We start from the raw sequence: 26,192 nt of genomic DNA on the forward strand, positions 1-26,192 counted from the left end.
GGCCGGAGGATTCAGTCGCGCTGGATCAGCGACTCGACCGCAGTGACCTGCCGATCAAGCGTGGCGCGATCCGGGCAGCGCAGGGTGGCATGGCCGACCTTGCGTCCGGCCTTGAATGCCTTGCCGTAGTGATGCAAATGGCAATCCTCGACGGCAATGACCTTCGCCACAGGCGGTACCTCGCCGATGAAGTTGAGCATTGCGCTCTCGCCCAGTTTCGCCGTCGAGCCCAGCGGCAGGCCGGTCACGGCGCGCAGGTGATTTTCGAACTGGCTGCACTCGGCGCCCTCGATGGTCCAGTGCCCGGAGTTATGCACGCGCGGCGCAATCTCGTTGGCCTTCAGCCCACCATCGACTTCGAAGAATTCGAAAGCCAGCACACCGACATAGTCCAGCTTGGTCAGCACGCGAGACACATAGTCTTCAGCCAGCGACTGCAGCGGATGATTGTTGCTGGCCACCGACAACCGCAGGATGCCGTCTTCATGGGTGTTGTGCACCAGCGGGTAGAAACAGGTCTCGCCATCGCGCCCACGCACGGCGATCAACGAAACCTCGCCACTAAACGGCACGAAGCCCTCCAGGATGCACGGCACGCTACCCAGCTCGGCAAACGCACCGGTGACATCCGCCGGTTTGCGTAAGACCTTCTGGCCCTTGCCGTCGTAGCCCAGCGTGCGGGTCTTGAGCACGGCAGGCAAACCGATACTCGTCGCGGCGGCGTCGAGATCGGCCTGAGACTGGATGTCGGCGAAGGCCGGCGTCGGGATACCCAGGTCCTTGAACATGGACTTCTCGAACCAGCGATCACGGGCGATGCGCAGGGCATCGGCGCTCGGATAGACCGGGACGAACTGAGAGAGGAATGCCACGGTTTCAGCCGGCACGCTCTCGAACTCGAAGGTCACCAGATCGACCTCGTCCGCGAGCTGGCGCAGGTGGTCCTGATCGCCGTAATCCGCTCGCAGATGCTCGCCCAGGGCCGCGGCGCAGGCATCTGGCGCCGGGTCGAGGAAGGCGAAGTTCATGCCCAGCGGCGTTCCCGCCAGGGCGAGCATGCGGCCCAGCTGGCCGCCACCGATTACGCCGATCTTCATTTACGCGTTCCTCGGGTCAGGGTTGTCGAGCACGGTCTGGGTCTGTTCGTCGCGGAATGCCTTCAGCGCGGCGTGGTATTCAGGGAATTCGTGACCAAGGATGCTGGCCGACAGCAGCGCCGCGTTGATCGCGCCTGCCTTGCCGATGGCCAGTGTGGCGACCGGTACGCCAGCGGGCATCTGCACGATCGACAGCAACGAATCCACACCCGAGAGCATCGAAGACTGCACCGGCACGCCAAGCACCGGCAGATGCGTCTTAGCCGCGCACATACCAGGCAAATGAGCCGCGCCGCCTGCGCCAGCGATGATCACCCGCAGCCCGCGCGCTTCGGCCTGTTCGGCGTACTGGAACAGCAGATCGGGGGTGCGGTGCGCGGACACCACGGTGACTTCATGCGGAATGCCGAGTTTCTCCAGCATGTCTGCGGTGTGGCTCAAGGTGGACCAGTCGGACTTGGAGCCCATGATCACGCCTACCAGTGCGGTCATCGTCGTGCCTCTCTTCGGCGCCCGCGGGCGCATCAGGAACAACGGCCGCGCTGGTGACAGCGCGGCCGTGCAGGTACATGGTCGGATCGGTCCGACCGAAGGCCGCGCAGTATACCGCAGGCCCCCGCCCGCCGGCACCCGCGGCCGTACGTCCGACTACGCCGTCGATCGCGGCGGGTATTGCTCGAAGTCAATGATGGACCCGGGTCGGGAGCAGACTGGCGGCTCCGATGCAAAGGAGACTCCCCATGACCCAGACCATGAAAGCCGCCGTGGTGCATGCGTTCGGCGAACCACTGCGTATCGAGGAAGTGAAGGTCCCGCTGCCGAGCGCCGGGCAGATACTGGTAAAGATCGAAGCTTGTGGCGTCTGCCATACCGACTTGCACGCGGCCGAAGGGGACTGGCCGGTACGTCCCACCCTGCCCTTCATTCCGGGCCATGAAGGTGTCGGCTACGTCGCCGCTGTTGGCAGCGGCGTAATACGGGTCAAGGAAGGCGATCGCGTCGGCGTGCCCTGGCTCTATACCGCCTGTGGCTGCTGCGAGCATTGCCTGACCGGCTGGGAAACCCTGTGTACCGCGCAACAGAACACCGGTTATTCAGTCAACGGTGGCTACGCCGAATATGTCCTGGCTGACCCCAATTATGTCGGCATCCTGCCGGACAAGGTCGCGTTCGATGAGATTGCACCGATCCTCTGCGCCGGCGTCACGGTTTACAAAGGCCTGAAGATGACCGGCGCCCGTCCCGGCCAGTGGGTGGTGATTTCCGGTGTCGGTGGGCTGGGCCATGTCGCGGTGCAATACGCCAAGGCGATGGGCTTGCACGTGGTGGCGGTCGACGTCGACGATGCCAAGCTGGAACTGGCGAAGACGCTCGGCGCCAGCCTGACCATCAATGCTCGCCGCGAAGACCCGGTGGCGATCGTCCAGCGCGACATCGGCGGGGCGCATGGGGTGCTGGTCACTGCAGTGTCCAACAGCGCTTTCGGCCAGGCCATCGGCATGGCTCGCCGTCACGGAACGGTCGCGCTGGTTGGCCTTCCGCCGGGCGATTTCCCTACGCCGATCTTCGATGTGGTGCTCAAGGCCATCAGCATTACCGGCTCGATCGTCGGCACCCGCGCCGACCTGCAGGAAGCGCTGGATTTCGCCGCCGAAGGCCTGGTCAAGGCGACTATCCATGCTGGCAAACTGGACGACATCAACCAGATCTTCGACCAGATGCGCGCGGGGACCATCGAGGGGCGCATTGTTCTGAGCCTTTAAGTGCAGGCCCGGATGCGCCAAGCTCGCGTCCGGGCCCAACTCAATCCGCAACCGCCATCTCAGCAACCTGACCCGCGCCGCTTTCCAGCTTGCGCCAGAGCAGTCGCACCGGTGCCTTGCGCACCAGCGCACAGCGATACAGACGAATCTCCAGCGGCACCCGCCAATGCTCGGCTCCGCAGATCACCAGCTCACCGCGCTCCAACTCGGCGGTCACGGAGAGTCGTGGTACCCAGGCCAGCCCCAGTCGCTGCATGGCCATACTTTTCAGGCTATCGGCCATCGCCGTCTCATACACCGTGGACGACCGGAGCCCGCGCTGACGCAGCAGCAGGTTGACCGAGCGGCCCAGCGACGCACCAGCGCTATAGGCCAGCAGCGGGACGGTCTGGCCACTGTCGGGGTCGAACAGCGGCTCACCGGCTTCATCCGCCGCACAGACCGGCACGATATCGGTGCGCCCCAGCGATAAGGACGGAAACAGCTCGGGATCCATCTGCAGCGTGGCATCCGGATCGTAGTAGGCAAGGATCAGGTCGCAGGCCCCTTCGCGCAGGGAATGCACCGCCTCACCGACATTGGTCGCCACCAGCCGACTGTTCACCGGCACGCCATCCTGTCGCAAGCGCGCCAGCCACTCGGGAAAGAAGCCCAGTGCCAGCGAATGAGCCGCGGCGAACTGCAGTACCTCGCCGCGCTGGCCCTCAAGGTTGTGCAGGTAACGCACCACCTCACCGAGCTGCTCCACCATGTTGCGCGCCGTGACGAGGAACAATTGCCCCGCCTCGGTCAATTCGACAGGCGTCCGGGCACGATTCACCAAGGTCACGCCAAGGGTATTTTCCAGGCTGCGGATACGTCGGCTGAATGCCGGTTGTGTGACGAAACGCCGCTGCGCCGCCTGGGAGAAGCTGCGTGTAGCGGCCAGCGCGACGAGGTCTTCCAGCCATTTGGTATCAATGTTCATGCCGGCTCCTGCTGGCTCGATCGAAGGTGAGGTAGCGCGGTATAGCGCTTGAAAGCGAGACGACGTCACATGCGCATTATGCCGATCACGCATGACCCAGCGTTTAACGGCATTGGTGGAAAATCCGCCCGACGCCTTATTCTATAGGCCTTCGCGGCAAGTGCCGCACTTCTCTCGGATGAGAACAATCATGTCCTCCGCTGCATCCTTCCGCGTCGAAAAAGATCTGCTTGGCTCCCTCGAAGTACCCGCTGACGCCTATTACGGCATCCAGACCCTGCGCGCCGTGCACAACTTCCGCCTGTCGGGCGTACCGCTGGCCCACTACCCCAAACTGGTGGTCGCGCTGGCGATGGTCAAACAGGCGGCAGCGGACGCCAACCGCGAGCTCGGGCATCTCAGCGATGCCAAGCACCTGGCGATCAGCCAGGCTTGTGCGCACCTGATCCGTGGCGAGCATCACGACCAGTTCGTCGTCGACATGATCCAGGGCGGCGCAGGCACTTCGACCAACATGAATGCCAACGAGGTCATCGCCAACCTGGCGCTTGAGTACATGGGTCACGCCAAGGGCGAGTACCGCCATTTGCACCCGAACAATGACGTGAACATGGCGCAGTCCACCAACGACGCCTACCCCACCGCCATTCGCCTGGGCCTGCTACTCGGCCACGACACGTTGCTGGCCAGCCTCGACAGTCTGGTGCAGGCCTTCGCCGGCAAGTCTGCTGAGTTCGCGCATATTCTCAAGATGGGTCGCACCCAGCTGCAGGACGCAGTACCGATGACGCTCGGCCAGGAATTCCGAGCGTTCGCCACCACCCTTGGCGAAGACCTTGAGCATTTGCGCCTGATCGCGCCGCAACTGCTGGTCGAGGTCAACCTCGGCGGAACGGCCATCGGTACCGGCATTAACGCCGACCCGAACTATCAAGCCCTGGCCGTTCAGCGTTTGGCGACCATCAGCGGTCATCCGCTGAAACCCGCCGCCGACCTCATCGAAGCCACGTCGGACATGGGCGCCTTCGTCACCTTTTCCAGCATGCTCAAGCGCCTGGCGGTCAAGCTGTCGAAGATCTGCAACGATCTGCGCCTGCTTTCCAGCGGCCCGCGCACCGGGATTAACGAGATCAATCTGCCAGCGCGTCAACCCGGAAGTTCGATCATGCCGGGCAAGGTCAACCCGGTGATCCCCGAAGCGGTCAATCAGGTAGCCTTCGAAGTGATCGGCAACGATCTATCGCTGACCATTGCCGCCGAGGCCGGTCAGCTGCAGCTCAACGTCATGGAGCCGCTGATCGCCTTCAAGCTGTTCGATTCGATCCGTTTGCTGCAGCGCGCCATGGACATGCTGCGCGAGCACTGCATCGTCGGCATCACCGCCAACGAGGACCACTGCCGTCGGTTGATGGAAAACTCCATCGGCCTGATCACCGCACTGAACCCCTACATCGGCTATGAGAATGCCACCCGCATCGCCGGGCAGGCCTTGCTCAGCGGTCGCGGCGTGCTGGAGCTGGTGCGCGAGGAACAGCTGCTGGATGACGCCACCCTCGACGACATCCTGCGCCCGGAAAATATGATCGCCCCGCGCCTGGTGCCGCTGAAGGCCTGACCCAGCCACCTCACCCAGTCACAAGGCGCCCGCTGACGGGCGCCCTTCTAGCAAGCCGCCGCCTATGCTTGCCTTTTCTATAGACGTGAATCAGAGCACCACGCTCAACACGTCCCAGCGCCTGCCTGCGCCGCGCGGTCCTGGTGCTGGGTTGGTTATGCCGGGCCTGGTGCTCACCGCAGCCGGCTGAAGCTCGAAGGCTGAGCGTTGATTGCAGGAATCGATCGCATCTCGATATGGGTCGCTCAGCGCGGCTCCAGCAACTCGGGTGCGCCGCCCCTCACCAGCGGTGCCTGGCATACGATCAAAGCGTGACCCGGTACAAGAATCAGCTGTGCGCCCTTGCGTAGACTCCGCCGATTTCACGGAGGTCTCATGCAAAAACTACTCGCCACTACCCTGTTATTCAGCTCGCTCCTTGGTGCGCCGCTCGTCCATGCCGAGTTGCCGAAGGGGTATGAAGTAGTCTTGCAGACCGAGAATTTTCCGCCGTTCAACATGGCCGATGGCGGCAAGAATTTCGCCCGGGAAGAACACATCCAGGGCATCAGCGCGACCACCGTTCGCGAGATGTTCAAGCGCGCCGAGATTGCCTACTCAATGACGCTGCGCTTCCCCTGGGATCGTATCTATCAGTCGACGCTGGAGCTACCTGACCACGGCCTGTTTTCCACCTCGATGACCGATGAGCGCCGGCCATTGTTCAAGTGGGTCGGCCCCATCGCGCAATATGAAAGCGTGCTGCTCTCGGCGCCCGGCACGGACCTCAAGCTGACCAGCCTGGCTCAAGCCAAGGGTTACACCATCGGTGCCTACAAAAGCAGCGCGGTAAGCCAGCGCATCGAGGCGCAGGGGCTGACACCCGTCAATGCGTTGCGCGATCAGGAGAATCTGCAGAAATTACTCAGCGGTCGAATCGACCTCTGGGCCACGTCCGATCCGGTCTGGCGCTATTACGCCAAGCAGAAAGGCGTGAGCGGTCTCAACACCGTGCTGGTATTCAACTCCGCACCGCTGTATCTGGCGCTGAACAAAGACACCCCTGACGAAGTGGTCACACGCTTGCAGCAGGCGCTGGACGAAATGAAGACCGAAGGTTACGGCAGCTGCGTCAAACACCCCGAGCTCTGCTGAGCCGCACCGATAGCGCGATGGCGCGAGGCGCCATCACAGCCCGAACCGCATTCCTTCCCCGGCTTCGCCGGCCCGATAGCCAACCATTGGAACGGCTCCGCAATTACTCGATCTCGAACAACCCATCGCGTATTTGCACAGATGCCAGCCGCTCCCGAATCTCCGGTTCGATCCGTGGATCGTCCAGGCCATAGAGCATGACCTGGCGGTAGGCGTTGACTCGATTGATCTCGCTACCCAGATATTCCCAGACCACACGGGTACAGGCCGGGGTGCGTCGATCGCCACTGGAGACACCGGTCTTCAGGCCGTTGAGGCGGCTGATTCGGCTCTTGAAGCTGGGAATGAGGATGGTCTGGCTCATCTCGTTGCCGGTCAGCGATTCGTAATCGATGAGAAACAGGCGATCCTGCAGGTAGAAGGCGGCACCGAGATAGCGGCAGCGCACCACACCGTCCTCCTGCTTGGGATTGTCGGGGCGCGACTGCTCCTGACGCTCCTGCCGCTCGAATACATAGCTGCCGCGGTCCTCGCGCAAATGAACCAGCGACAGCAGTATCTGCCCCGGCACCGACATGCAATTGGCGTATTCGAGGTAGTACCCGCAATACCGGGCCAGGCTGTTGGCGTTGTCGCGCATCGGTTGGAACAACTCCAGGAGCGGATCGCTGGCAGCGATGCGCTCCTGGTCGTGCCGTCGCAAACCGATCAATTGGCCGAACTGGTCGCTAGGCAGCCCCAACTCATAACCCTCGACGCCGAAAAAATCGCAGATGCGCTTGAGGTTGTGCGCGGTGGGGCGGCTCTGCCCATTGAGGTACTTGTTGAACTGTGCGCGGTTGATGCCGACCTTGCGGCAGACTTCGGCGATTGAGCGGTAGTGACTGCAGAGCAGCTTGAGGTTGGTCCCTAGATGGTCCTGCATGGTCGATCCCAGTGATGCGAGCGGCGCGATTCTAGCATCAACTCGCGCCATGTTGCCGCGACCCGCGTAATTGCGCGAGCGCCGCATCTGGCCAACCATTCCCGCCCTGCGTCACTTCATTCGTCAAAAACAACAAGAGAGACTTTCCACCATGCTCGATCTTCTCAACGATCTCATCTGGAGCAAGCTGCTCATCATGATGCTGATAGGCCTTGGCCTGTACTTCACCATCGCCTCGCGCTTCGTCCAGTTTCGCTACTTCGGCAGCATGTTTGGCATCTTCGGCGAAGCCTTCAAACGCCAGCCGGGTCAGCTCAGTTCCTTCCAGGCGCTGATGCTCAGCGTCGCCGGCCGCGTGGGCGCCGGCAACATTGCAGGGGTTTCGGTAGCGATCATGCTCGGCGGTCCGGGCGCGATCTTCTGGATGTGGGTCGTGGCGCTGGTCGGCATGGCCACCAGTTACTTCGAGTGCTCGCTGGCGCAGCTGTACAAGCGTCGTGAGCCAGACGGTGGCTACCGCGGCGGCCCTGCATTCTACATTCAGCACGGACTGGGCCAGCGTTGGCTGGGCATCGTGGTTTCGCTGCTGCTACTGGTGACCTTTGGTTTCGGCTTCAACGCGGTGCAGTCCTACACCGTCGCCAGCTCGTTGAACGACACGTTCGGCGTGCCCACCTTCGTGAGCGGCATTGCATTGATGGTGGTGATCGGATTGATCATCTTCGGCGGGATCAAACGCATCGCCAAGTTCGCCGATGTGCTGGTACCCGTCATGGCTTTTGCCTACATTGCTATGGCGGTCTTCGTCATCGGCAGCAACGCCGGGCAAATCCCGGAAGCCTTCGGGACCATTTTCAGCGCCGCCTTCGGGCTGGAGCCCGCCTTCGCGGGTGGCATCGGCGCAGCGATCATCATGGGCGTCAAGCGCGGTCTGTTTTCCAACGAAGCCGGCCTCGGTAGCGCGCCTAACGTGGCGGCGGTGGCCGAAGTCAAGCATCCGGTGGCGCAGGGCATCGTGCAGTCGCTCAGCGTGTTCATCGACACCATCGTGCTATGCAGCTGTACCGCGCTGATCATCATCCTCTCCGGCGTCTTCGAACCGGGCAGCGAGATGGCCGGTGTCGTGTTGACTCAAACCGCCGTGGCCGCCGTCGTCGGCGAATGGGGCCGGGTATTCATCAGCCTCGCGTTGCTGCTGTTCGTGTTCACCACGCTGATCTATAACTATTATCTCGGCGAGAACGCCCTGGGCTTCTTCACCGTCAAGCGCTGGCCGGTAATGGCCTATCGGCTACTGGTGGTTGCCTTGGTAATGTGGGGTTCGGTACAGGACCTGGGCACGGTGTTCGCGTTCGCCGACGTCACCATGGGCCTGCTGGCGATCTGCAACCTGGTCGCCTTGGCGCTGCTGTTCAAAGTCGGTCTGCGCCTGATGCGAGACTATGACAGCCAGCGTGAGGCGGGTGTAGAGTCGCCAGTATTCGACCCGAAACAGTTTGCCGATCTGGAGCTGGACCCGAATGTCTGGCCGGCCAGGGGCACCGCTGAAAAAACTGCTGACGGCACGGTCGCTGCGTCTCAGGCACATCAGCTTTAAACGTTCGCGAACGTACATGACAGGGGCCGCACAGGCCCCTGTTTCATATAGGAGATAGCGATGCCGGCTTCCAGAAACATTCTGGTGCTGTATACCGGCGGCACCATCGGCATGCAGCAGAGCAGTGAGGGCCTGATGCCTGCCTCCGGCTTCGCCGGCAGGCTGCGCGAGCAGCAGAATCAGCAACCACCGCTGACCCTTCCTGATTGGCAGTTCCGCGAGCTGCTGCCGCCGATCGACAGCGCCAACATGAACCAGACCAACTGGCTGGCCATGGTCGAGGCCATCCGTGCCGGCGTCGAGCAGCATCACTGCGATGGCATTCTTGTGCTGCACGGCACCGATACCCTGGCCTACAGCGCCGCCGCCCTGAGCTTCCTGCTGCTCGGCTTCGAGGTGCCGGTGATACTGACGGGCGCGATGCTGCCGGCCGGCGTATCGGGCAGCGATGCCTGGGACAATCTGTTCGGCGCGATGCAGGCGCTACATGCCGGTGTCGAGCCTGGGGTCCATCTGTATTTCAGCGGCAAGCTGATGCCGGGCGTCCGGGCCAGCAAGCTGGGTACCGCCACCCTTGATGCGTTCGGCATTTCGCCGCGTCTGCGCCGGAGCGAGCGTGCGCCGAAAATTCCGTCTGCGCTCGACTATCGCCAGCCTCGCCGGCCGGTCAACCTGGCGGTATTGCCGCTGTATCCGGGCATGCAGGCATCGCAGCTGCGCGCCCTGCTTGCCAGCGGCGTGCAGGGCCTGCTGCTCGAATGTTACGGCAGCGGCACGGGACCAGCCGACGATGCCGAGTTGCTGGCGGTGTTGAAGGAGGCGCACGCGCGAGGCGTGGTGCTGGCCGCGATCAGCCAATGCCCGCAGGGTCACGTAGAGTTCGATATCTACGCAGCCGGCAGCAAGCTGGCCGCCAGCGGACTGATTTCCGGCGGCGGCATGACCCGCGAGGCAGCGCTCGGGAAGCTGTTCGCCCTGCTCGGTGCCGGCTTGTCGCAAGCGGAAGTGGAACACTGGTTCGCCCTCGATCTCTGCGGCGAGCGCGCCGCTTAGCCTCACCGGCCGTTCAGCTCGGCTTCAGATCCAGCGCCTGCAGGCAGGCACGGACCTGTCGGCGCAGCTCATCGAGGTCCACAGGTTTGGTCAGACGAGCCAGGCAGTCCATCTCGTTGCCTGTTTCGATGGCCGCGGTCAGTACGATGACCGCCAGATTCCGCGTGGCCGGCGCCTGACGCAGCAGCGACAGCAGTTCGTCGCCCTTCAGTCCAGGCAGGTTAAGGTCCAGTAACAGCAGTTCGGGTGGATCGGTGAGTAGGTGTTCCAGCGCCGCCCTGCCATTATCGATCACGCTGACTTCTGCCATGTCCGCCAACGCCCTGCGCACCAGCAACTGACTCGCAGGATCATCTTCGACATAGACAATTCGCGGCCGCTCGTGGACCGGTAGCTCCGGTTGTGGTTCGAGAACCGGCAGGGCGACCCAGAACAGACTGCCGGTACCGAGCTCGCTCTCCACGCCGATACTGCCGCGCATCAACTTGGCATATTCCAGGCTCAGCGACAGCCCGATGCCCGCACCCTGAATGTTCGAATTCTCACGCCCAAGGCGCTGGAAAGGCTCGAACAGCTGTGCCTGCAATGCCTTGTCGACGCCCAGCCCACTGTCTTCGACCAGTAGACGCACCTGGCCGGCGACTGTTTCGACGCCAAGCAGAATCTTCCCGGATGGTTTGTTGTACTTGATCGCATTCGATAGCAGATTGAGCAGCACCTGACGCAAACGCCGCGGCTCGGCCAGCACCTCGATGGGGGCCGCCGGCAGGTCGAGTTCCAGTTGCAGCTCATGGCGTTGAACCTCGAGTGTCACCAGCTCTGCGCATTCGCGCATCAGCGCCGTGACCTCGACCCGCTTGAGCTCAAGGCGTGGCCGCTCTGCCTGCAGGCTCGACCAATCGAGAATGTCACCGAGCAGCTGGTTCAAGTGCCGGCTGGCCAGCAGAATCTCGTCGAGGTAGTCGGCCGCCTCGGGGTCGGCTTCAGGTGAGCAGTCCATCCGCATCAGCTGGGCGAAACCGAGGATTGCGTTGAGCGGAGTGCGCAGTTCGTGGCTGACGCTGGAAATCAGATGGGTCTTGGCCTCGTTGGCCGCCTGCGCCTGCTGCGTGGCATGGCGCAGGTCCTCTTCGACCCGCTTGATCGCATCGATGTCGACATGGGTACCTGCCAGCAGCGTGGCCTCGCCGGTGCGCGGATCACGCTCGAGTACCCGGCCGCGGCTGAGCAACCAATGGTATTCGCCGAGTGCGTCGGCAAAGCGAAACTCGCATTCATAGCGCATCGTTTCGCCCGTCTGCATACGTGCCCGCTCGGCCCGCACACGCGGCAGATCACGCGGATGAATGCGCTGCAGGAACTGCGTTTCACTGAGCTGTGCCGAGGGTAGCCCGAAGCGCACAGGAAGTCGCCCGCGAAACTGCAGCGTGGCGCTGCGCATGTCATTTTCCCAGAGACTTTCGGTCGCGCTCTCCAGTACCAGCTCGAGGCGGTTCTGCGTCTGTGACCGCTGCGCCTCACTGAGCTCCAGCTGGGCGCCAATCGCCCGAGTGTGCTGCGCCAGATCATCGAGTTCCCGGATATCGGAGGAGACCGGCTGCGGCCGCCACTGACCCTGGCCGATCTGTCCCATCATCTGCGAAATACTGGCGATCGGCGAAATCAGCGATTGACTAAGCCGCCGCGCACGCAGCCACATGTACGCGAAGAACAGCAGGTAGAACAGGAACAGGCCGGCGATCAAGAGATAGCCGATCTGCTGGTAGCGGTTGGCCAGGGTATTGGTCTTGTCGAACACTTCGGCTTCGTCCACCACCGTCAGCAGATGCCAACCGGTCTGCTCCACCGTGGCCCAGGCCACCAGCTGCTGGCGGCCATTGAGGCTCACTCGCTGCACGCCAACTGCCTGCGTCGCGATGGTTTGCGCCAGCTTTCGGGTTTCCGGGCGGCGGCCGAGGCGGAAGTCCTCGGGCTTGACGATCTCCTGGCGGATGGCTTCCTCGTACGAGTGCTCGGACAGTTCATCGAGGCCGAACTGGGTCTCGCCCGCCTCGGGCAACGCCATGATATTGAGGTCGCGGCTGATCAACATGGCATAGCCATCCCAGGGCACCCGCAACTGACCGATCTGTTGCAGGATGCCGCCAACGGTAATGTCGATGCCGCTGACCCCTTCCAGAAAGTCATCGCGATACACCGGCGCGATGGCCGACATCATCCAGCCGTGCCCGGCCGGATCCAGGTAGACGTCGGTCCACACCACCCGCCGCGCCGGGTTGTGCCAGGAGCTGGCCATGTAATAGAAGTTGTAGCTGGGGATGTCCATATTCGGCGGATACTGCTCCGCGGTGTTGAACCAGGGATAGATATGGTTGTAGCTGTCCCAGCTGTTGAAATAGAGGCTGGCGATCAGCGGATTGCCCGCGTGCAGCTCCTTCATCAGCGGATCGAGACGGCGCAAGCGCGCAACCTTCGCAAGATCCTGCAGTTCACGGGCGGTGGCGGCCGAGTAAAAGCTTGCCGCGCCGCCTTCATCATGGGGGCTGTAGCGAACCCCGCCGGGATCAAGCCGCAGCTGCGGAAGCGGCTCAGCGCTATCGTCTTCAAGCGCGCGGAGAGTGAAATTGCGAAACAGCGTCGTGGCACTCGCGACCTGCTGCAATTGCTGGCTGATGATCCTCGCTTCGCGGCCGACCGTCGTCTGCAGCTCAGCGAGCGCCGTCTCGCGCAGATGCTCGATCTGCGCATCACGAATGGCGTTATTGGTCAGCAGATAGACTGCGATCAGTACCACTTCGACCAGCACCAGCGGAATCAGCGCGCTCTGCACGAATGCACGCCAGATCCATTGGCGTATCCCGGTAGGGGTTTTCAATGACACAACGCTGCTCCAGCGAGCCGATTCAAGCGGCAGGTCGCCGCGCCACCGCAACCGGTTTCCGCCCGTGTAGAAAACGCTAGCAATACCACCCGTCTCAGCGATTCGCCAGTTCGATCAGGTCTGCTCGCCAGTCCACGCCCTGCGGCAACGCCAGGAAGAACGGGTTCAGATAACTTTCGCGCGCTTCGTAGGTCAACGTAGCACCGCTGATATCCAGCACCTCGCCGCCGGCACCCTCAAGCACACCCTGGGCCGCCGCGGTATCCCATTGCGAGGTCGGCGCAAGGCGTGGATAACAATCGGCGGCACCTTCGGCCAGCAGGCACAGTTTCAAGGAACTGCCGATATTGGCCAACACCAGCTCGCCGAAACGCTGGCGCAAGCCTTCAAGCAAGCGCTCCTGGGCCTCACTGGAGTGACGGCGGCTGGCAACCACGGTGAATCGCTCGGCCGGTTGCTGACGCACCCGTAACGGCTGCGTCGTTCCGTCGGCTTCGGCCCGCCAGGCGCCGAGCCCGGCGCCACCGTAATAGCAGCGGCCATTGGCCGGGATGCCAACCACTCCGAACAGCACCCGGCCTCGCTCGATCAGCGCCACGTTGACAGTGAACTCCTCGCTGCCGGCAATGAACTCCTTGGTGCCGTCAAGGGGATCGACCAGCCACCAGCGCGTCCAGCCGGCACGTTCGGCGAGATTCAGGTCGCAGTCCTCCTCGGACAGCACCGGGATGCTGGCATCCAGCGCACGCAGGCCGTCAGCCAGTAGATGATGGGCTGCCATGTCGGCAGCGGTAACCGGTGAGGCATCGGCTTTTTCCAGCACCTCCACACCACTGCGCCAGTGTGGCAGGATCGCCTGCCCTGCGTCGCGAACGAGATCGATGACCCGAGTCAGATATGGATGGCTCATTGGCCGAACTCCCCCCGCTCGGTCAGCAGATCCCGCGCCAGGTACAACGCCGCCAAGGCCCGCCCTTCGCTGAACTGCGGGTTCTGAATCAGGCTGGACAGCTCTCGCAAATCGACCCGATCGACGCGCATCGGCTCGGGTTCATCGCCCGGCAACTGCTCGGGATAGAGATCGCGGGCCAACACGACCTGAATCTTCTGGCTCATATAACCAGGGGAGAGGGACAGTTCGGTCAGCAGCTCCAGCTTGCGCGCGCCGAAACCGGCTTCTTCCTTCAGCTCGCGGTTGGCCGCATCGAGCACATCCTCACCCGGCTCGATCAGCCCCTTGGGTAACGACAGCTCGTAGGTGTCGGTGCCACCGCAATATTCCTCGATCAGCAGCGCCCTGCCGTCGTCCTCCAGCGCAACGATCATCACCGCGCCATAGCCGGAGCCCTTTCCGACCAGCCGTTCGTAGGTGCGCTCGACACCGTTGGAAAACCGCAGCTGCAGCTCCTCGACACGGAACAGACGGCTGGTGGCAACGATCTCACGGGCAAGCACGGTAGGTTTCTGGCGCATGGGGATATCCTTGAAACGCGAGCCGCAATCATAACCCGCCTTTTCGTGTGAGCCGTGAACGCTTTGCATCGAACCGACCACTGTCGCACCATGGGGTCAATTGCCGAAGAAGAGCCCATCATGATCGCTTCACTGCCCTGGCCTGAAATCGACACCGTCCTGTTGGACATGGACGGCACCTTGCTGGACCTGCACTTCGATAACCATTTCTGGCTCGAACTCCTACCCCAGCGCTATGCCGAGCTGCACGGCATCAGCCGCGCTATGGCGGAACTGGAACTGGCGCCGCTGTTCAACGAGCACGAAGGCAAACTCACTTGGTACTGCCTGGACTTCTGGACCCGCGAGCTGAACCTGCCGATCCGCGAGATGAAGCGCGAGATCGTCGATCTGATCGCCCTGCGGCCGGCAGCCGATGAATTTCTTGCGGCCCTGCGCGATACCGGCAAGCGCGTGGTGCTGATCACCAACGCCCATCGCGATTCGTTGTCTCTGAAGCTGGAACGCATCGAACTGGCGCCCTGGTTCGATCGACTGATCAGCTCCCACGATTATGGCTTTCCCAAGGAGCAGGCACAGTTCTGGTACGCCCTGAAGGCGGATCTGGATTTCGATCCGGCCACTTCATTATTCATTGACGATAGCCTGCCGGTATTGCGCAGCGCGCGCGACTTCGGCGTTGCGCATCTACTGGCCATCAGCGAACCAGACAGCCGTCGCGGGCAAAAGAACACCGAAGAATTCCTCGCCGTGGATGATTATCTTGAGCTGGTTCGTAGCCTGCAGGGCTTTGCCGCCTGAACATGGACGCGGCGCCGGCTTAATTGCGCACGACCGAGGTCGCCTATAAGCCATTAGCCGCTTGGAAGGGCGACTAGAATGGCGATGCGTCCGAATGACATAACAAACAACGAGGCCAGGCTGCTGGCTGCGCCTCACCAGGCAAACGATGCCGTATAAGCGCGACGACTGGCGCCAACGGCCCGCCGCGCATCGATGGACGACCTATGGCAGTAAACTCAAGGCCTTGGCCAGCCGGTACCAATGAAATGAGCGGGCGGATCCGCGCCCACGAGTGGAACGCAACGCCTCTGGGCCCGACCGAAGGCTGGCCCGCCTCGCTGCGGATCCTGCTCGACACCCTGCTCGACGCGCCGCTGCCCATGTGCGTGCTCTGGGGCGAGACTGGTGTGCAGCTATACAACGACGCCCATGCTGCGTTGATTGGCGATCGCCATCCTGCAGCGCTGGGCGCGCCGGTGGCGATCACCTGGGAAGCTGTCTGGCCAGAGCTTATCGCCAGCCAGACCGGCGACCGCAGCCAGCCCTGCCTGCTGCGCCACCATCGCCTGCCAGAGGATAGTGCAACCGGCCGTCCGGCCAGCTGGGCCGATCTGGCCCTAAGCCCGATCCGCGACGGCCAGACGATTGGCGGGCAACTGCTGTGCCTGCGCCATAGCGAGGAAGAAGCACTGCGCCGAAGCGAAGCGGAGATCCGAATGATCACCGACGCATTACCGGTGCTCATCGGTTATGTCGATCGGGACGAACGCTATCGTTTCAACAATCGCCATTATGAAAAGTGGTTTGGTCAGACGCCTGAATACCTCTATGGCAAGCATTTGCCAGAGGTGATTGGCGAGCAGGCTTATAACGTTCGCCGGCCGCAGATCAAGGATGCCCTTGCCGGCAAAGAGGTTCTCTTCGAAGCGTCCATGCCGCATCGGGACGGCCAGCTGCGCCAGGCTTCGATGCATTATCTGCCACGCCGCGACAGCGAGGGTCAGGTTCTGGGCTTTTTTGTTCTGGCGCAGGATGTCACCGAGCGCTGGCGCGCCGAGCAGTCGCTGCGAGAGCTCAACGAGACGCTGGAAATGCGCGTACAGGAACGCACCGAGGCGTTGGCAGAAGTCTACGAGCGGCTGGTCACCGAGATGGCCAGCCGCGAGCAGGCACAGGAAGCGCTGCGCCAGGCGCAGAAGATGGAAGCCGTCGGCCAGCTCACCGGTGGCATCGCCCATGACTTCAACAACATGCTGACCGGCATCATCGGCGGGCTGGATCTGATCCAGCGCTACAACCGCTCCGGCCGCCATGGCGAAACCCAGCGCTTCATCGATGCCGCGGTAAGCTCGGCCAACCGCGCCGCCGCGCTGACCCACCGGCTGCTGGCCTTCGCCCGGCGTCAGCCGTTGAATCTTAAGCGGGTCGACCTGAATGCGCTGGTCGAATCGATGCGCGATCTGATGGTGCGCACTCTCGGCAGCCATATCCTGGTCGATGCCCTGCTGGAGCCGGACCTGTGGCCGGCCAGCAGTGACGAGAACCAGCTGGAAAGCGCCCTTCTCAATCTGGTGATCAATGCCCGCGATGCCATGCCCGACGGCGGCAGCCTGTATATCGCCACCGCCAATGTGCAATTGCAGCGTCAAGCCGAGATAGGCGAACTGGCACCGGGACGCTACGTCAGCCTCAGCGTGATCGACAGCGGTTGCGGCATGACGCCCAAGGTTCTGGCGGCCGCCTTCGAGCCCTTCTTCACTACCAAACCCATCGGCCAGGGCACCGGGCTCGGGCTGTCGATGATCTACGGCTTTGCGCGCCAGGCCGGGGGCCATGTGCAGATCCGCAGCGAACCCGGCAACGGCACCGAGGTGACCCTCTATCTGCCAGCGCATCATGAAGCGCCGTTGCCACCAGCGGCCGCCACTCATGATGAGAGGGTCCCGCAGGCGCTGCAGGGCGAAACCGTTCTGGTGGTAGAGGATGACCCCGCCGTGCGCCTACTGGTTTTGGACGTGCTGGGCATGCTCGGCTATCACGCGCTGGAGGCTGCCGAGGGCAACGCCGCCGTGAAGATTCTGGAAAGCAACGAGCACATCGACCTGCTGATCTCAGACGTCGGTTTGCCGGGCATGAACGGTCGCCAGCTGGCCGACATCGCCCGCCAGCAACGCCCCGGATTGAAAGTGTTGTTCATGACCGGTTACGCCGAGCAGGCCGCCAGCAGCGGCTTTCTCGATACCGGCATGGACATGGTCAGCAAGCCGTTCTCCATCGACCATCTGGCCAACCGGGTACGCAACATGCTGACAAGCGACTGGTAGCGCAGCGCCGCGCGTTTTCGGCGTTGCCCACCTGTTCGCCGTGCGCCAACGGGCCGGTACCAGGGACCCCGAGGCGTTCGCGGGGGATTTCGCTATCTGGCGTTATCGCAGGGGCTGTAGGCCCGCGGCGCGCTGTGGTGCGGCAGATGGATCAGATTGAGATGGTGCTGGCGCGCCCAGCGCACGCAGAGGTCGGTCGGTGCCGAGAGGCTGACCAGACTGGCGAAACCGGCGCGCACGGCCTTGTGGATCAGCTCCAGGCTGCAGCGGCTGGTGACCACGGCGAAGCCTTTGCGGCTATCACGACGTTCGCGGCGCAGCGCGCCGATCAGCTTGTCCAGCGCGTTGTGCCGGCCGATGTCTTCGCGGCACAGCACGATTTCGCCGTGCTCGTCGACGTACAGCGCGGCATGCAATGCACCGCTCTGCCGCGCCAGGCGCTGCGCATCGTTGATCCGCGCGCGCAGGTCATGCAGATGCGCGGCCGGCGGCAACGGGCTGGGCGTCAGCGTGGTCAGTTGCGGCAACGCCTGCTCGATCGCCTCCACGCCGCACAGACCGCAACCGCTGGTGCCAGCGAGACTGCGGCGCTGTTGCTTGAGCGCCCAGAACGCACGATTACCGATCTGCACCTCGGCGCTGAACGCCTCGCCGCGACGGCTGAGCTGGATGTCGTAGATTTCATCCACGCTTTCGACAAGCGCGCCGCTCAGGCTGAAGCCGACGACGAAGTCCTCCAGGGCACTGGGCGAGACCATCATCACCGCATGGCTGATGCCGTTGTAGGCGATGGCCAGGGCGCACTCCTCGGCCAGCACCGCGTCGCCCATATGCGCGGCGTCGTCCAGCTCGACATAGGCGTAGGCCTCCGGCGCCGGGTTGGCGACGGACGAGGCGTCGGTGCTAAGAGGGACAAGACGAGGCATGTTAGCGAAATCCTGGCAGCGGTCCTGTAAGGATATTCGACTTAGGCATGCACCTGCGGTTCGATCTGCTCACGCAGGCCCGTCAGTGATTGCAGGGCGAATTCGCTAAGCCCTTCGCCTGCGTTGGCGTCCAGGTGAGCGTAGAGCGCCGTGCGCATCTGCGGATCCCACTGGCGCCTGAGATGCTGAGCGAACTCGTTGCGCGCCTGGGCGGGATCGGGTTGGGAAGCGAAGAAGGCACCGATCTGGTTGGCCATTTTGATCAGTTGCGTGGCATTCATGCCCATCTGCACACCTCGATGCGCTGAAGAGAAAACAGGAGCCACTGGCGAGCCGCACTGGCCCGCCGGCGGGTTTCACAGCTGGGTAACCTGGATACGCGGCAAGAATTCGACCTGCTCGCGGGTGAAGGCCTCGAACTCCTGCTGCCACTTCGACGGCACCTCGACCTTGTGCACCTGTACCGCAGTCACCTTGTACTCGGGACAGTTGGTGGCCCAGTCCGAGTTGTCGGTGGTGATCACGTTGGCGCCGGATTCCGGGTGGTGGAAGGTGGTGTAGACCACACCCGGCTGCATGCGCTCGGTGACCTTGGCGCGCATCACCGTCTCGCCGGCACGGCTGTTGATGCCGACCCAGTCGCCATCGTTGATCCCACGGTCCTCGGCATCCACTGGATGCAGTTCGAGAATGTCCTCGGCGTGCCAAGCGCCGTTGGCGGTGCGCCGGGTCTGTGCGCCGACGTTGTACTGCGACAGGATGCGGCCGGTGGTGAGCACCAGCGGACGCTTGCGCGAGGTGCGCTCTTCGGTCGGGATGTACTCGGTGACCATGAAGCGACCCTTGCCACGCACGAACGCATCCTCGTGCATGATCGGCGTACCTTCCGGCGCCTCGTCGTTGCACGGCCACTGGATACTGCCCATCCGGTCGAGCTTGGCGTAGCTGACGCCAGTGAAGGTCGGGGTCAGGCGGGCGATCTCGTCCATGATCTGCGACGGATGGGTGTAGTTCATCGGGTAGCCGAGGGCGTTGGACAGCGCCACGGTTACTTCCCAGTCTTCCTTGCCGGCCAGCGCGGGCATCACCTTGCGCACCGGTGAAATGCGCCTCTCGGCGTTGGTAAAGGTGCCGTTCTTCTCCAGGAAAGAGGCGCCCGGCAGGAACACATGGGCGTATTTGGCGGTTTCGTTGAGGAAGAGGTCCTGCACCACCACGCACTCCATGGCCTTGAGCGCGTCGGTGACGTGCTGGGTGTCCGGGTCGGACTGCGCTGGGTCCTCGCCCTGCACATAGAGGCCCTTGAAGGTGCCGGCGTGCGCCGCGGCGAGCATGTTGGGAATTCGCAGGCCCGGCTCGTCGAGCAGACTGACGCCCCAGGCGGCCTCGAATTGCGGCCGCACCACCGGATCCGAGACATGGCGGTAGCCCGGCAATTCATGCGGGAAGGAGCCCATGTCGCAGGAGCCCTGCACGTTGTTCTGTCCGCGCAGCGGATTCACCCCAACGCCCGGGCGACCGATGTTGCCAGTGGCCATGGCCAGGTTGGCGATCGCCATGACGGTGGACGAGCCCTGGCTGTGCTCGGTGACGCCCAGGCCGTAGTAGATCGCGGCGTTGCCGCCGGTGGCATACAGGCGTGCGGCTGCGCGTACCTCGGCGGCCGGCACGCCGGTCAGCTCCTGCATGGCCTCGGGGCTGTTGCGCTGCTCGCTGACGAAGGCACGCCATTGCTCGAAGGCTTCGGCCTCGCAGCGCTCGGCGACGAAGGCCTCATTGACCAGCCCTTCCGTGACGATCACGTGAGCCAGGCTGTTGAGCAGGGCGACGTTGCTGCCGGGGCGCAGTTGCAGGTGGTGTTCGGCCTTGATGTGCGGGCTGCGCACCAGGTCGATACCGCGCGGATCGGCGACGATCAGCCGCGCGCCTTCACGCAGGCGGCGCTTGAGCTGCGAGCCGAACACCGGATGGCCGTCGGTGGGGTTGGCGCCGATCACCAACACCACGTCGGCGGACAGCACCGAGTCGAAGTCCTGGGTACCGGCGGATTCGCCGAGAGTGACCTTGAGGCCATAGCCGGTCGGCGAATGGCAGACCCGCGCGCAGGTATCGACGTTGTTGTTGCCGAAGGCGGCGCGCACCAGCTTCTGCACCAGATAGGTTTCCTCGTTGGTGCATCGCGAGGAGGTCAGCCCGCCGACCGAGTCGCGACCGTACTGCGCCTGGATCTCCTTGAAGCGCCTGGCGGCATAACCGATCGCCTCGTCCCAGCTCACCGAGCGCCAAGGCTCGCTGATGCTGTCGCGGATCATCGGCGTCTTGATGCGGTCCGGGTGGGTGGCATAGCCCCAGGCGAAGCGGCCTTTGACGCAGGCATGGCCGTGGTTGGCGTGGCCGTCCTTGTTCGGCACCATGCGCACCACTTCGTTGCCCTTGACCTCGGCCTTGAACGAGCAGCCGACACCGCAATAGGCGCAGGTGGTGGTCACGCTGCGTTCGGCCTGGCCCATCTCGATCAGCGACTTCTCGGTCAGGGTGGCGGTCGGGCAGGCATTCACGCACGCGCCACAGGAAACGCACTCGGAATCGATGAAGCTTTCGTCCTGGCTGGCGGCCACTCGCGAATCGAACCCACGGCCGTCGATCGTCAGGGCGAAAGTGCCCTGCACTTCTTCACAGGCCCGCACGCAACGGTTGCAGACGATGCACTTGGATGGGTCGTAGGTGAAATAGGGGTTGGATTCGTCTTTGGGCTCGGCCAGGTGAGTCTTCACCGGGTCGTAGCGCACCTCGCGCAGGCCGACCACGCCGGCCATGTCCTGCAGTTCGCAGTTGCCGTTGGCCGAGCAGGTCAGGCAGTCCAGCGGATGGTCGGAGATATACAGCTCCATGGTGCCGCGGCGCAGCTCGGCGAGCTTCGGGCTCTGCGTGCGCACCTTCATGCCCGGCTCAACCGGGGTGGTGCAGGACGCCGGATAACCGCGGCGGCCCTCGATTTCCACGGTACACAGGCGACATGAGCCGAACGGCTCCAGGCTGTCGCTGGCGCACAACTTGGGCACGGAAATGCTGGCCTCTTGTGCAGCGCGCATGACCGACGTGCCAGCCGGCACGGTGATGGCGGTGCCGTCGATTTCCACCGTTACCGGGGCGCCGGTGCGGGCGGGAGTGCCATAGTCGAGTTCACGATACAGGGCCATGTCTGTGCCTCCGAATCAGCGGGCTTCGGCGGTGTCTGGCGACACCCCGAAGTCCTCGGGAAAGTGGTTGATAGCGCTCATCACCGGGTAGGGCGTCATCCCGCCGAGGGCACAGAGCGAGGCGCCGAGCATGGTGTCGCAGAGGCTCTTGAGCAGCTCGATACGGCCCGGCTGCGGCCCTTCGGAACGGGCGACGATGATCTGGTCGAGCAGCTCCTCGCCACGGGTCGAACCGATCCGGCAGGGCGTGCATTTGCCGCAGGATTCCACCGCGCAGAATTCCATGGCGTAGCGCGCCATCTCGGCCAGGTCGACCGTATCGTCGAACACCACGATGCCGCCGTGACCGAGCACCGCGCCGAGGGCAGCGAAGGCCTCGTAGTCCAGCGGGGTATCAAACTGCGACTCCGGCAGATAGGCACCCAGCGGGCCGCCGACCTGCACCGCACGGATCGGCCGGCCACTGGCCGAACCTCCACCATATTCATATAGCAGCTCGCGCAGGGTGATGCCGAAGGCCTTCTCGATCAGGCCGCCACGCGCGATGTTGCCGGTCAGCTGGATCGGCAGGGTGCCGAGCGAGCGGCCCATGCCGTAATCCTTGTAATAGGCGCCACCCTTGTCGAGGATGATCGGCACCGAGGCCAAGGAGATCACGTTGTTGATCACCGTCGGCATGCCGAACAATCCTTCGATGGCCGGCAGCGGCGGCTTCGGCCGCACGGTGCCGCGCTTGCCTTCGACGCTCTCCAGCAGCGCGGTTTCCTCGCCACAGATATAGGCGCCGGCGCCACGGCGCAGCTCCAGGTGGAAGGCCTTACCGCTGCGGAGCACGTTGTCCCCCAGGTAGCCGGCGGCGTTGGCTCGGGCGATGGTTTCGAGGAGCACTGCCTCAGCGTGCGGATATTCGGAGCGCAGGTAGATGTAGCCCATGGTGGCGCCGACGGCCAGACCAGCAATGGTCATGCCCTCGATCAGCACATAGGGGTCGTCTTCCATCACCATGCGGTCGGAGAAGGTCCCCGAGTCGCCTTCGTCAGCGTTGCAGACGATGTACTTCTGCGCCGCCTCGCAGCCGAGCACGGTGCGCCATTTGATACCGGTGGGGAAGGCCGCGCCGCCACGGCCGCGCAGGCCGGACTCGGTGACCTCGGCGACGATGGCCTCAGGCGTCATGCCCAGAGCACGCTTGAGCCCGCGATAGCCGTCGTGAGCGATATAGTCATCCAGCGACAACGGGTCGGTGATGCCAGCGCGGGCAAAGGTCAGGCGTTCCTGACGCTTGAGGTACTCGATCTCCTCGGTCAGACCCTGGCCCAGCGGATGCTCGCCGCCCGACAGGAACCCGGCATCGAACAGTCCGGCGACATCCTTGGCCTTGACCGGACCATAGGCGACACGGCCGGCGGCGGTGGCGACTTCGACCAGCGGCTCGAGCCAGAACAGCCCACGCGAGCCATTGCGCACCAGCTTCACGTCGAGGCCACGAGCCGCAGCCTCGGCGGCAATGGTCTGGGCGACCTTGTCGGCACCCAGGCTCAGCGCGGTGACGTCACGCGGTACGTAAACGGTAATGGACTCGCTCATGCGCGAACCTCCTGTTCAGCCAACAGTTCCAACAGACCCTCGGCATCGACGCGGCCATGCAGCTCGCCGTTGAGCATGGCGTTCGGCGCGCAGGCGCAATTGCCCAGGCAATACACCGGCTCGAAGGTGAGGCTGCCGTCTTCGCGGGTCTCGCCGAGCGGCAGGCCGAGCTTTTCCTCGAGTTCGGCAGTCAAGGCCTTGACCCCCATCGAGCGGCAGGCCTCGGCCTGGCACAGCTTGAGCACCTGACGGCCCGGCGGCGTGGCGCGAAAGTCGTGGTAGAAACTGACCACCCCGTGCACTTCGGCACGCGACAGGCTGAGGTCCTCGGCAATCATCGGCAGCAGCTCCGGCGGCACCGCACCGAGGCGATCCTGGATGTCGTGCAGGATGGGTAACAGGGCGCCTGGCCGACCGCGGTGGGCGGCCAGTACCTCACGGGCGACGGCCTGGCACTGCTCGGGGGCGAAGCGCTGGGGAAGAATGGCCATGTTCTATGCTCCAGCCGGCGGCTAAAACCGGTACTGTCGGGAGACAAGCGCCACACATCACGGCTGATGAGCGCTTATCCCAGGTGGCGTTCGAAGGATCGCCACATATGAATAAAAGTTCTTATACTTGGCCGCAGAGCGCCCATGTGCGGCACACTATCATGGGCAATCAGCCGAACAAATATGAAGTCTTGAGCATATGATACGCATCGAAATCCAGCCACGTTGGCGTTTTCATCAACGCGACGGCAGCAGCCTCGATCCCCAAGGTCTGGAACTTCTGCAGGCCGTGCACGACACCGGCAAGCTGACCGAAGCCGCTGCCCGCGTCGGCTATTCCTATCGCCATGCCTGGAACCTGCTGGGCAAATGGCAGGCCTTCTTCGGCAGCCCGCTTATCGATCTGGAACGCGGCAAGGGCGCACGTCTGGCGCCGCTGGGGGAAAAACTGCTGTGGGCCGACCAACGGATTCGCGCGCGGCTATCGCCTCAGCTGGACAACCTGGCCGGCGAGCTGGAGCTGGAACTGAACCGGGTGCTGCAAGCCAGCAACCCGGGCCTGCGCATTCACGCCAGCCACGGTTTCGCCGTGGCGGCGCTGCGCGAGTGGCTGGAGCGCGACCCGAGCTGGCAGTGGGAGGTGCAGTTTCGCAGCGGTAGCGAGGCGATGATCGCCTTGCATCGCCACGACTGCGAAGTCGCCGGCCTGCATGTGCCGGCCGGGCCGCTCGGCGCGCTCAGCATGAACCGCATACAGCCGTGGCTGCGGCCCGACCAGCGGGTAATCACCTTCGTCGTGCGCACCCAGGGATTGATGCTCGCCCCCGGCAATCCGCACGGCGTCGAAGGATTGGGGGACCTGGCGCGTGGCGAGCTGCGCTTCGTCAACCGCGAGCCAGGTTCGGGCACGCGTTTGCTGCTCGAAGATCTATTGCGCCGCGACGAGCTGGACAGCACCGCGATCAAGGGTTTCCACAACGAGGAATTTACCCATGCCGCAGTGGCCGCCTACGTGGCCAGCGGCATGGCCGACGTCGGCTTCGGGGTCGAGGCGGCAGCACGCCAGTTCGGTCTGACCTTCCTGCCCATGGCCCGCGAGCACTACTGCCTGCTGTGCCGCGAGGATAGTCTTGAGCTACCGGCCATGGCCGCGCTGCTACGGGTGCTGCAGAACCCGGAATTCCAGGCGCGCATCAGTCAACTACCCGGGTACGCCTTGAGCCGTCCTGGCGAGGTGCTGCCGTTAACCCAGGCGCTGGAACAATGGAGTCGCGAGAGCCTGCTCTGAGAGCCTTCCTATCCTCTGGCGGATGAATCGTGAACCAACTCACAAAGCTGGTAAGCGAACAACCGAAGCGGGAACTCGACGCGGACTCACCAGTCTATGGCGCAATTCTCGCCGCAAGGCGGCTCTGTCCTCGAGGTGTCTATGAAGTCTCTGCAGTTGCTCCTCCTCTCGCTTGGCTTGACCTGTGGCGGCTACGCCCTGGCGGGCAATACCGAAGCCGCCGTGGGTGGCGCGCTGGGAGGTGCCTTGGGCACGGTGGTCGGCGAACAGTTGGGCGGATCGACCGGCGCGACCATCGGCGCCGGGGTTGGCGGGGCAGCCGGCGGTATGGTCGGTGCCGACAAGCGCAGCCGCACCGAAGCAGCCATCGGCGGCGGCCTGGGCGCCGCCGGTGGCAACGTCATCGGCCAACGAGTCGGCGGCAGCACCGGCGGCTTGATCGGTGCAGCGGTGGGCGGTGGCGCTGGTGGAGCGCTCGGCAACGAATATGGCGATGACGATGATCATCGTGACCGCCGTTATCGTGACGATCGTCGCTACTACGGGCACCCAGGCAAAGCCAAGGGTCACTGGAAGCACAAACACAAGCATCACGACTGATACATACGTTCCGGGCGGGCCGCTCCTTCAGGCCCGCCTCGCCCTCGTCCCGCTATTTCGCCAAAGCCTCCAAGGCCGTGCGCAACCCATCCGGAATCGGCGTCGGCCGATTGCTGGCGCGGTCCACGAACACATGCACGAAGCGCCCCGCCGCGCAGGCCTGCTCTTCACCTACTTTGAAGATCGCCAATTCGTACTGCACCGAGCTGTTCCCGAGCTTGCCAACCCGCATGCCTACTTCCAGCGCATCGGGAAAAGCGATGGATGCAAAGTAGTCGCACGATGAGCTGACCACGAAGCCGACCACTTCGCCTTCATGGATATCCAGCCCACCGCGTTCGATCAGGTAGGCATTCACCGCGCTGTCGAAATAGCTGTAGTAAACGACGTTGTTCACGTGGCCATAGATGTCGTTGTCATGCCAGCGCGTAGTGATCGGCTGGAAGTGGCGATAATCGGCGCGCAGGTGCTGCGGTTGTTCAGCCATT

General features: G+C 63.6%; 22 protein-coding genes. 9 read left to right on the forward strand and 13 right to left on the reverse strand.

The features are described from left to right. Positions 1-11: 11 nt before the first annotated feature. Together DQ405_RS03430 and purE are read right to left on the reverse strand one after the other, a co-directional pair. On the reverse strand, positions 12-1,097 hold the full coding sequence (locus DQ405_RS03430) for a 5-(carboxyamino)imidazole ribonucleotide synthase (RefSeq protein ID WP_168422939.1): 1,086 nt from the start codon (positions 1,095-1,097) through the stop codon (positions 12-14). Continuing rightward, positions 1,098-1,589 carry a 5-(carboxyamino)imidazole ribonucleotide mutase gene (gene purE / locus DQ405_RS03435; RefSeq protein WP_168422940.1) on the reverse strand — a complete coding sequence of 164 codons (492 nt, stop codon included), beginning with the start codon at positions 1,587-1,589 and terminating at the stop codon, positions 1,098-1,100. A 230-nt stretch (positions 1,590-1,819) separates the two neighbouring features. Between purE and adhP the strand changes: the two genes are divergently transcribed. Continuing rightward, positions 1,820-2,860, forward strand: coding sequence for an alcohol dehydrogenase AdhP (gene adhP, locus DQ405_RS03440; RefSeq protein WP_241729786.1), 1,041 nt, complete (start codon positions 1,820-1,822; stop codon positions 2,858-2,860). 40 nt (positions 2,861-2,900) lie between these two features. Here the strand turns inward: adhP and DQ405_RS03445 are convergent, their stop codons facing one another. After that, positions 2,901-3,827: a LysR substrate-binding domain-containing protein gene (locus DQ405_RS03445; RefSeq protein ID WP_168422942.1), complete on the reverse strand. Its 927-nt coding sequence runs from the start codon at positions 3,825-3,827 to the stop codon at positions 2,901-2,903. A gap of 190 nt (positions 3,828-4,017) precedes the next feature. Here DQ405_RS03445 and aspA point away from each other — a divergent pair, with 190 nt between their 5' ends. Together aspA and DQ405_RS03455 are read left to right on the forward strand one after the other, a co-directional pair. Next, complete coding sequence (aspA, locus tag DQ405_RS03450) at positions 4,018-5,442, forward strand: aspartate ammonia-lyase (RefSeq protein ID WP_168422943.1); 1,425 nt, start codon at positions 4,018-4,020, stop codon at positions 5,440-5,442. A 375-nt stretch (positions 5,443-5,817) separates the two neighbouring features. Continuing rightward, entirely contained in the window at positions 5,818-6,576 is a 759-nt protein-coding gene (locus DQ405_RS03455; RefSeq protein WP_168422944.1) for a substrate-binding periplasmic protein, read from the forward strand. A 103-nt stretch (positions 6,577-6,679) separates the two neighbouring features. Here the strand turns inward: DQ405_RS03455 and DQ405_RS03460 are convergent, their stop codons facing one another. Next, on the reverse strand, positions 6,680-7,501 hold the full coding sequence (locus DQ405_RS03460) for a helix-turn-helix domain-containing protein (protein ID WP_168422945.1): 822 nt from the start codon (positions 7,499-7,501) through the stop codon (positions 6,680-6,682). Between the two features lie 151 nt (positions 7,502-7,652). Between DQ405_RS03460 and DQ405_RS03465 the strand changes: the two genes are divergently transcribed. Continuing rightward, on the forward strand, positions 7,653-9,098 hold the full coding sequence (locus DQ405_RS03465) for an alanine/glycine:cation symporter family protein (protein WP_168422946.1): 1,446 nt from the start codon (positions 7,653-7,655) through the stop codon (positions 9,096-9,098). Positions 9,099-9,158: 60 nt separating this feature from the next. Continuing rightward, positions 9,159-10,151 carry an asparaginase gene (locus tag DQ405_RS03470; RefSeq protein WP_168422947.1) on the forward strand — a complete coding sequence of 331 codons (993 nt, stop codon included), beginning with the start codon at positions 9,159-9,161 and terminating at the stop codon, positions 10,149-10,151. Between the two features lie 13 nt (positions 10,152-10,164). Here the strand turns inward: DQ405_RS03470 and DQ405_RS03475 are convergent, their stop codons facing one another. The 3 genes from DQ405_RS03475 to nudE all read right to left on the reverse strand — a co-directional run bounded on the left by DQ405_RS03475 (position 10,165) and on the right by nudE (position 14,505). Continuing rightward, entirely contained in the window at positions 10,165-13,032 is a 2,868-nt protein-coding gene (locus DQ405_RS03475; RefSeq protein WP_342030394.1) for an ATP-binding protein, read from the reverse strand. A gap of 94 nt (positions 13,033-13,126) precedes the next feature. Then, complete coding sequence (cysQ, locus tag DQ405_RS03480; RefSeq protein WP_168422948.1) at positions 13,127-13,942, reverse strand: 3'(2'),5'-bisphosphate nucleotidase CysQ; 816 nt, start codon at positions 13,940-13,942, stop codon at positions 13,127-13,129. Next, the gene (nudE, locus tag DQ405_RS03485; protein WP_168422949.1) at positions 13,939-14,505 is read right to left on the reverse strand and encodes an ADP compounds hydrolase NudE; all 567 of its coding nucleotides are present in this window, start codon (positions 14,503-14,505) and stop codon (positions 13,939-13,941) included. The genes cysQ and nudE overlap by 4 nt, the downstream gene beginning before the upstream one ends. A gap of 120 nt (positions 14,506-14,625) precedes the next feature. Between nudE and yrfG the strand changes: the two genes are divergently transcribed. Continuing rightward, complete coding sequence (gene yrfG, locus DQ405_RS03490) at positions 14,626-15,306, forward strand: GMP/IMP nucleotidase (RefSeq protein ID WP_168422950.1); 681 nt, start codon at positions 14,626-14,628, stop codon at positions 15,304-15,306. 206 nt (positions 15,307-15,512) lie between these two features. Beyond that, positions 15,513-17,612: a PAS domain-containing protein gene (locus DQ405_RS03495; protein WP_168422951.1), complete on the forward strand. Its 2,100-nt coding sequence runs from the start codon at positions 15,513-15,515 to the stop codon at positions 17,610-17,612. Positions 17,613-17,704: 92 nt separating this feature from the next. Here the strand turns inward: DQ405_RS03495 and fdhD are convergent, their stop codons facing one another. From fdhD to DQ405_RS03520, 5 genes are all read right to left on the reverse strand, one after another. Then, positions 17,705-18,538: a formate dehydrogenase accessory sulfurtransferase FdhD gene (gene fdhD, locus DQ405_RS03500; RefSeq protein ID WP_168422952.1), complete on the reverse strand. Its 834-nt coding sequence runs from the start codon at positions 18,536-18,538 to the stop codon at positions 17,705-17,707. Positions 18,539-18,579: 41 nt separating this feature from the next. Further along, positions 18,580-18,819 carry a formate dehydrogenase subunit delta gene (locus tag DQ405_RS03505; protein ID WP_241729790.1) on the reverse strand — a complete coding sequence of 80 codons (240 nt, stop codon included), beginning with the start codon at positions 18,817-18,819 and terminating at the stop codon, positions 18,580-18,582. Positions 18,820-18,894: 75 nt separating this feature from the next. Then, positions 18,895-21,738 carry a formate dehydrogenase subunit alpha gene (fdhF, locus tag DQ405_RS03510; protein WP_168422954.1) on the reverse strand — a complete coding sequence of 948 codons (2,844 nt, stop codon included), beginning with the start codon at positions 21,736-21,738 and terminating at the stop codon, positions 18,895-18,897. Between the two features lie 15 nt (positions 21,739-21,753). Further along, a complete protein-coding gene (locus DQ405_RS03515) occupies positions 21,754-23,325 on the reverse strand; it encodes a formate dehydrogenase beta subunit (RefSeq protein ID WP_168422955.1) in 1,572 nt (523 codons plus the stop codon). Next, positions 23,322-23,816, reverse strand: coding sequence for a formate dehydrogenase subunit gamma (locus tag DQ405_RS03520; RefSeq protein WP_168422956.1), 495 nt, complete (start codon positions 23,814-23,816; stop codon positions 23,322-23,324). Before DQ405_RS03520 ends, DQ405_RS03515 begins: the two co-directional genes overlap by 4 nt. Positions 23,817-24,015: 199 nt before the next feature. On the opposite strand from DQ405_RS03520, the gene DQ405_RS03525 reads away from it, so the two are divergent. After that, positions 24,016-25,104 (forward strand): helix-turn-helix transcriptional regulator, encoded by a 1,089-nt coding sequence (locus DQ405_RS03525; RefSeq protein WP_168422957.1) that lies wholly within the window; start codon positions 24,016-24,018, stop codon positions 25,102-25,104. 141 nt (positions 25,105-25,245) lie between these two features. Beyond that, positions 25,246-25,704: a YMGG-like glycine zipper-containing protein gene (locus DQ405_RS03530; protein ID WP_045164153.1), complete on the forward strand. Its 459-nt coding sequence runs from the start codon at positions 25,246-25,248 to the stop codon at positions 25,702-25,704. Between the two features lie 52 nt (positions 25,705-25,756). On the opposite strand, the gene DQ405_RS03535 is transcribed toward DQ405_RS03530, so the two are convergent. Beyond that, positions 25,757-26,191, reverse strand: a complete 435-nt coding sequence (locus DQ405_RS03535; protein WP_045164154.1) for an acyl-CoA thioesterase — start codon at positions 26,189-26,191, stop codon at positions 25,757-25,759. Position 26,192 lies beyond the last annotated feature (1 nt).

The sequence above is a fragment of the Pseudomonas sp. SST3 genome, from assembly GCF_003325755.1.

Excerpts from the sequence above, each read along its gene's own strand:
- DQ405_RS03430 (WP_168422939.1), bottom strand. The coding sequence starts at position 1,097 with ATGAAGATCGGCGTAATCGGTGGCGGCCAGCTGGGCCGCATGCTCGCC.
- purE (WP_168422940.1), bottom strand. The coding sequence starts at position 1,589 with ATGACCGCACTGGTAGGCGTGATCATGGGCTCCAAGTCCGACTGGTCC.
- adhP (WP_241729786.1), top strand. The coding sequence starts at position 1,820 with ATGCAAAGGAGACTCCCCATGACCCAGACCATGAAAGCCGCCGTGGTG.
- DQ405_RS03445 (WP_168422942.1), bottom strand. The coding sequence starts at position 3,827 with ATGAACATTGATACCAAATGGCTGGAAGACCTCGTCGCGCTGGCCGCT.
- aspA (WP_168422943.1), top strand. The coding sequence starts at position 4,018 with ATGTCCTCCGCTGCATCCTTCCGCGTCGAAAAAGATCTGCTTGGCTCC.
- DQ405_RS03455 (WP_168422944.1), top strand. The coding sequence starts at position 5,818 with ATGCAAAAACTACTCGCCACTACCCTGTTATTCAGCTCGCTCCTTGGT.
- DQ405_RS03460 (WP_168422945.1), bottom strand. The coding sequence starts at position 7,501 with ATGCAGGACCATCTAGGGACCAACCTCAAGCTGCTCTGCAGTCACTAC.
- DQ405_RS03465 (WP_168422946.1), top strand. The coding sequence starts at position 7,653 with ATGCTCGATCTTCTCAACGATCTCATCTGGAGCAAGCTGCTCATCATG.
- DQ405_RS03470 (WP_168422947.1), top strand. The coding sequence starts at position 9,159 with ATGCCGGCTTCCAGAAACATTCTGGTGCTGTATACCGGCGGCACCATC.
- cysQ (WP_168422948.1), bottom strand. The coding sequence starts at position 13,942 with ATGAGCCATCCATATCTGACTCGGGTCATCGATCTCGTTCGCGACGCA.
- nudE (WP_168422949.1), bottom strand. The coding sequence starts at position 14,505 with ATGCGCCAGAAACCTACCGTGCTTGCCCGTGAGATCGTTGCCACCAGC.
- yrfG (WP_168422950.1), top strand. The coding sequence starts at position 14,626 with ATGATCGCTTCACTGCCCTGGCCTGAAATCGACACCGTCCTGTTGGAC.
- DQ405_RS03495 (WP_168422951.1), top strand. The coding sequence starts at position 15,513 with ATGGCAGTAAACTCAAGGCCTTGGCCAGCCGGTACCAATGAAATGAGC.
- fdhD (WP_168422952.1), bottom strand. The coding sequence starts at position 18,538 with ATGCCTCGTCTTGTCCCTCTTAGCACCGACGCCTCGTCCGTCGCCAAC.
- DQ405_RS03505 (WP_241729790.1), bottom strand. The coding sequence starts at position 18,819 with ATGAATGCCACGCAACTGATCAAAATGGCCAACCAGATCGGTGCCTTC.
- fdhF (WP_168422954.1), bottom strand. The coding sequence starts at position 21,738 with ATGGCCCTGTATCGTGAACTCGACTATGGCACTCCCGCCCGCACCGGC.
- DQ405_RS03515 (WP_168422955.1), bottom strand. The coding sequence starts at position 23,325 with ATGAGCGAGTCCATTACCGTTTACGTACCGCGTGACGTCACCGCGCTG.
- DQ405_RS03520 (WP_168422956.1), bottom strand. The coding sequence starts at position 23,816 with ATGGCCATTCTTCCCCAGCGCTTCGCCCCCGAGCAGTGCCAGGCCGTC.
- DQ405_RS03525 (WP_168422957.1), top strand. The coding sequence starts at position 24,016 with ATGATACGCATCGAAATCCAGCCACGTTGGCGTTTTCATCAACGCGAC.
- DQ405_RS03530 (WP_045164153.1), top strand. The coding sequence starts at position 25,246 with ATGAAGTCTCTGCAGTTGCTCCTCCTCTCGCTTGGCTTGACCTGTGGC.
- DQ405_RS03535 (WP_045164154.1), bottom strand. The coding sequence starts at position 26,191 with ATGGCTGAACAACCGCAGCACCTGCGCGCCGATTATCGCCACTTCCAG.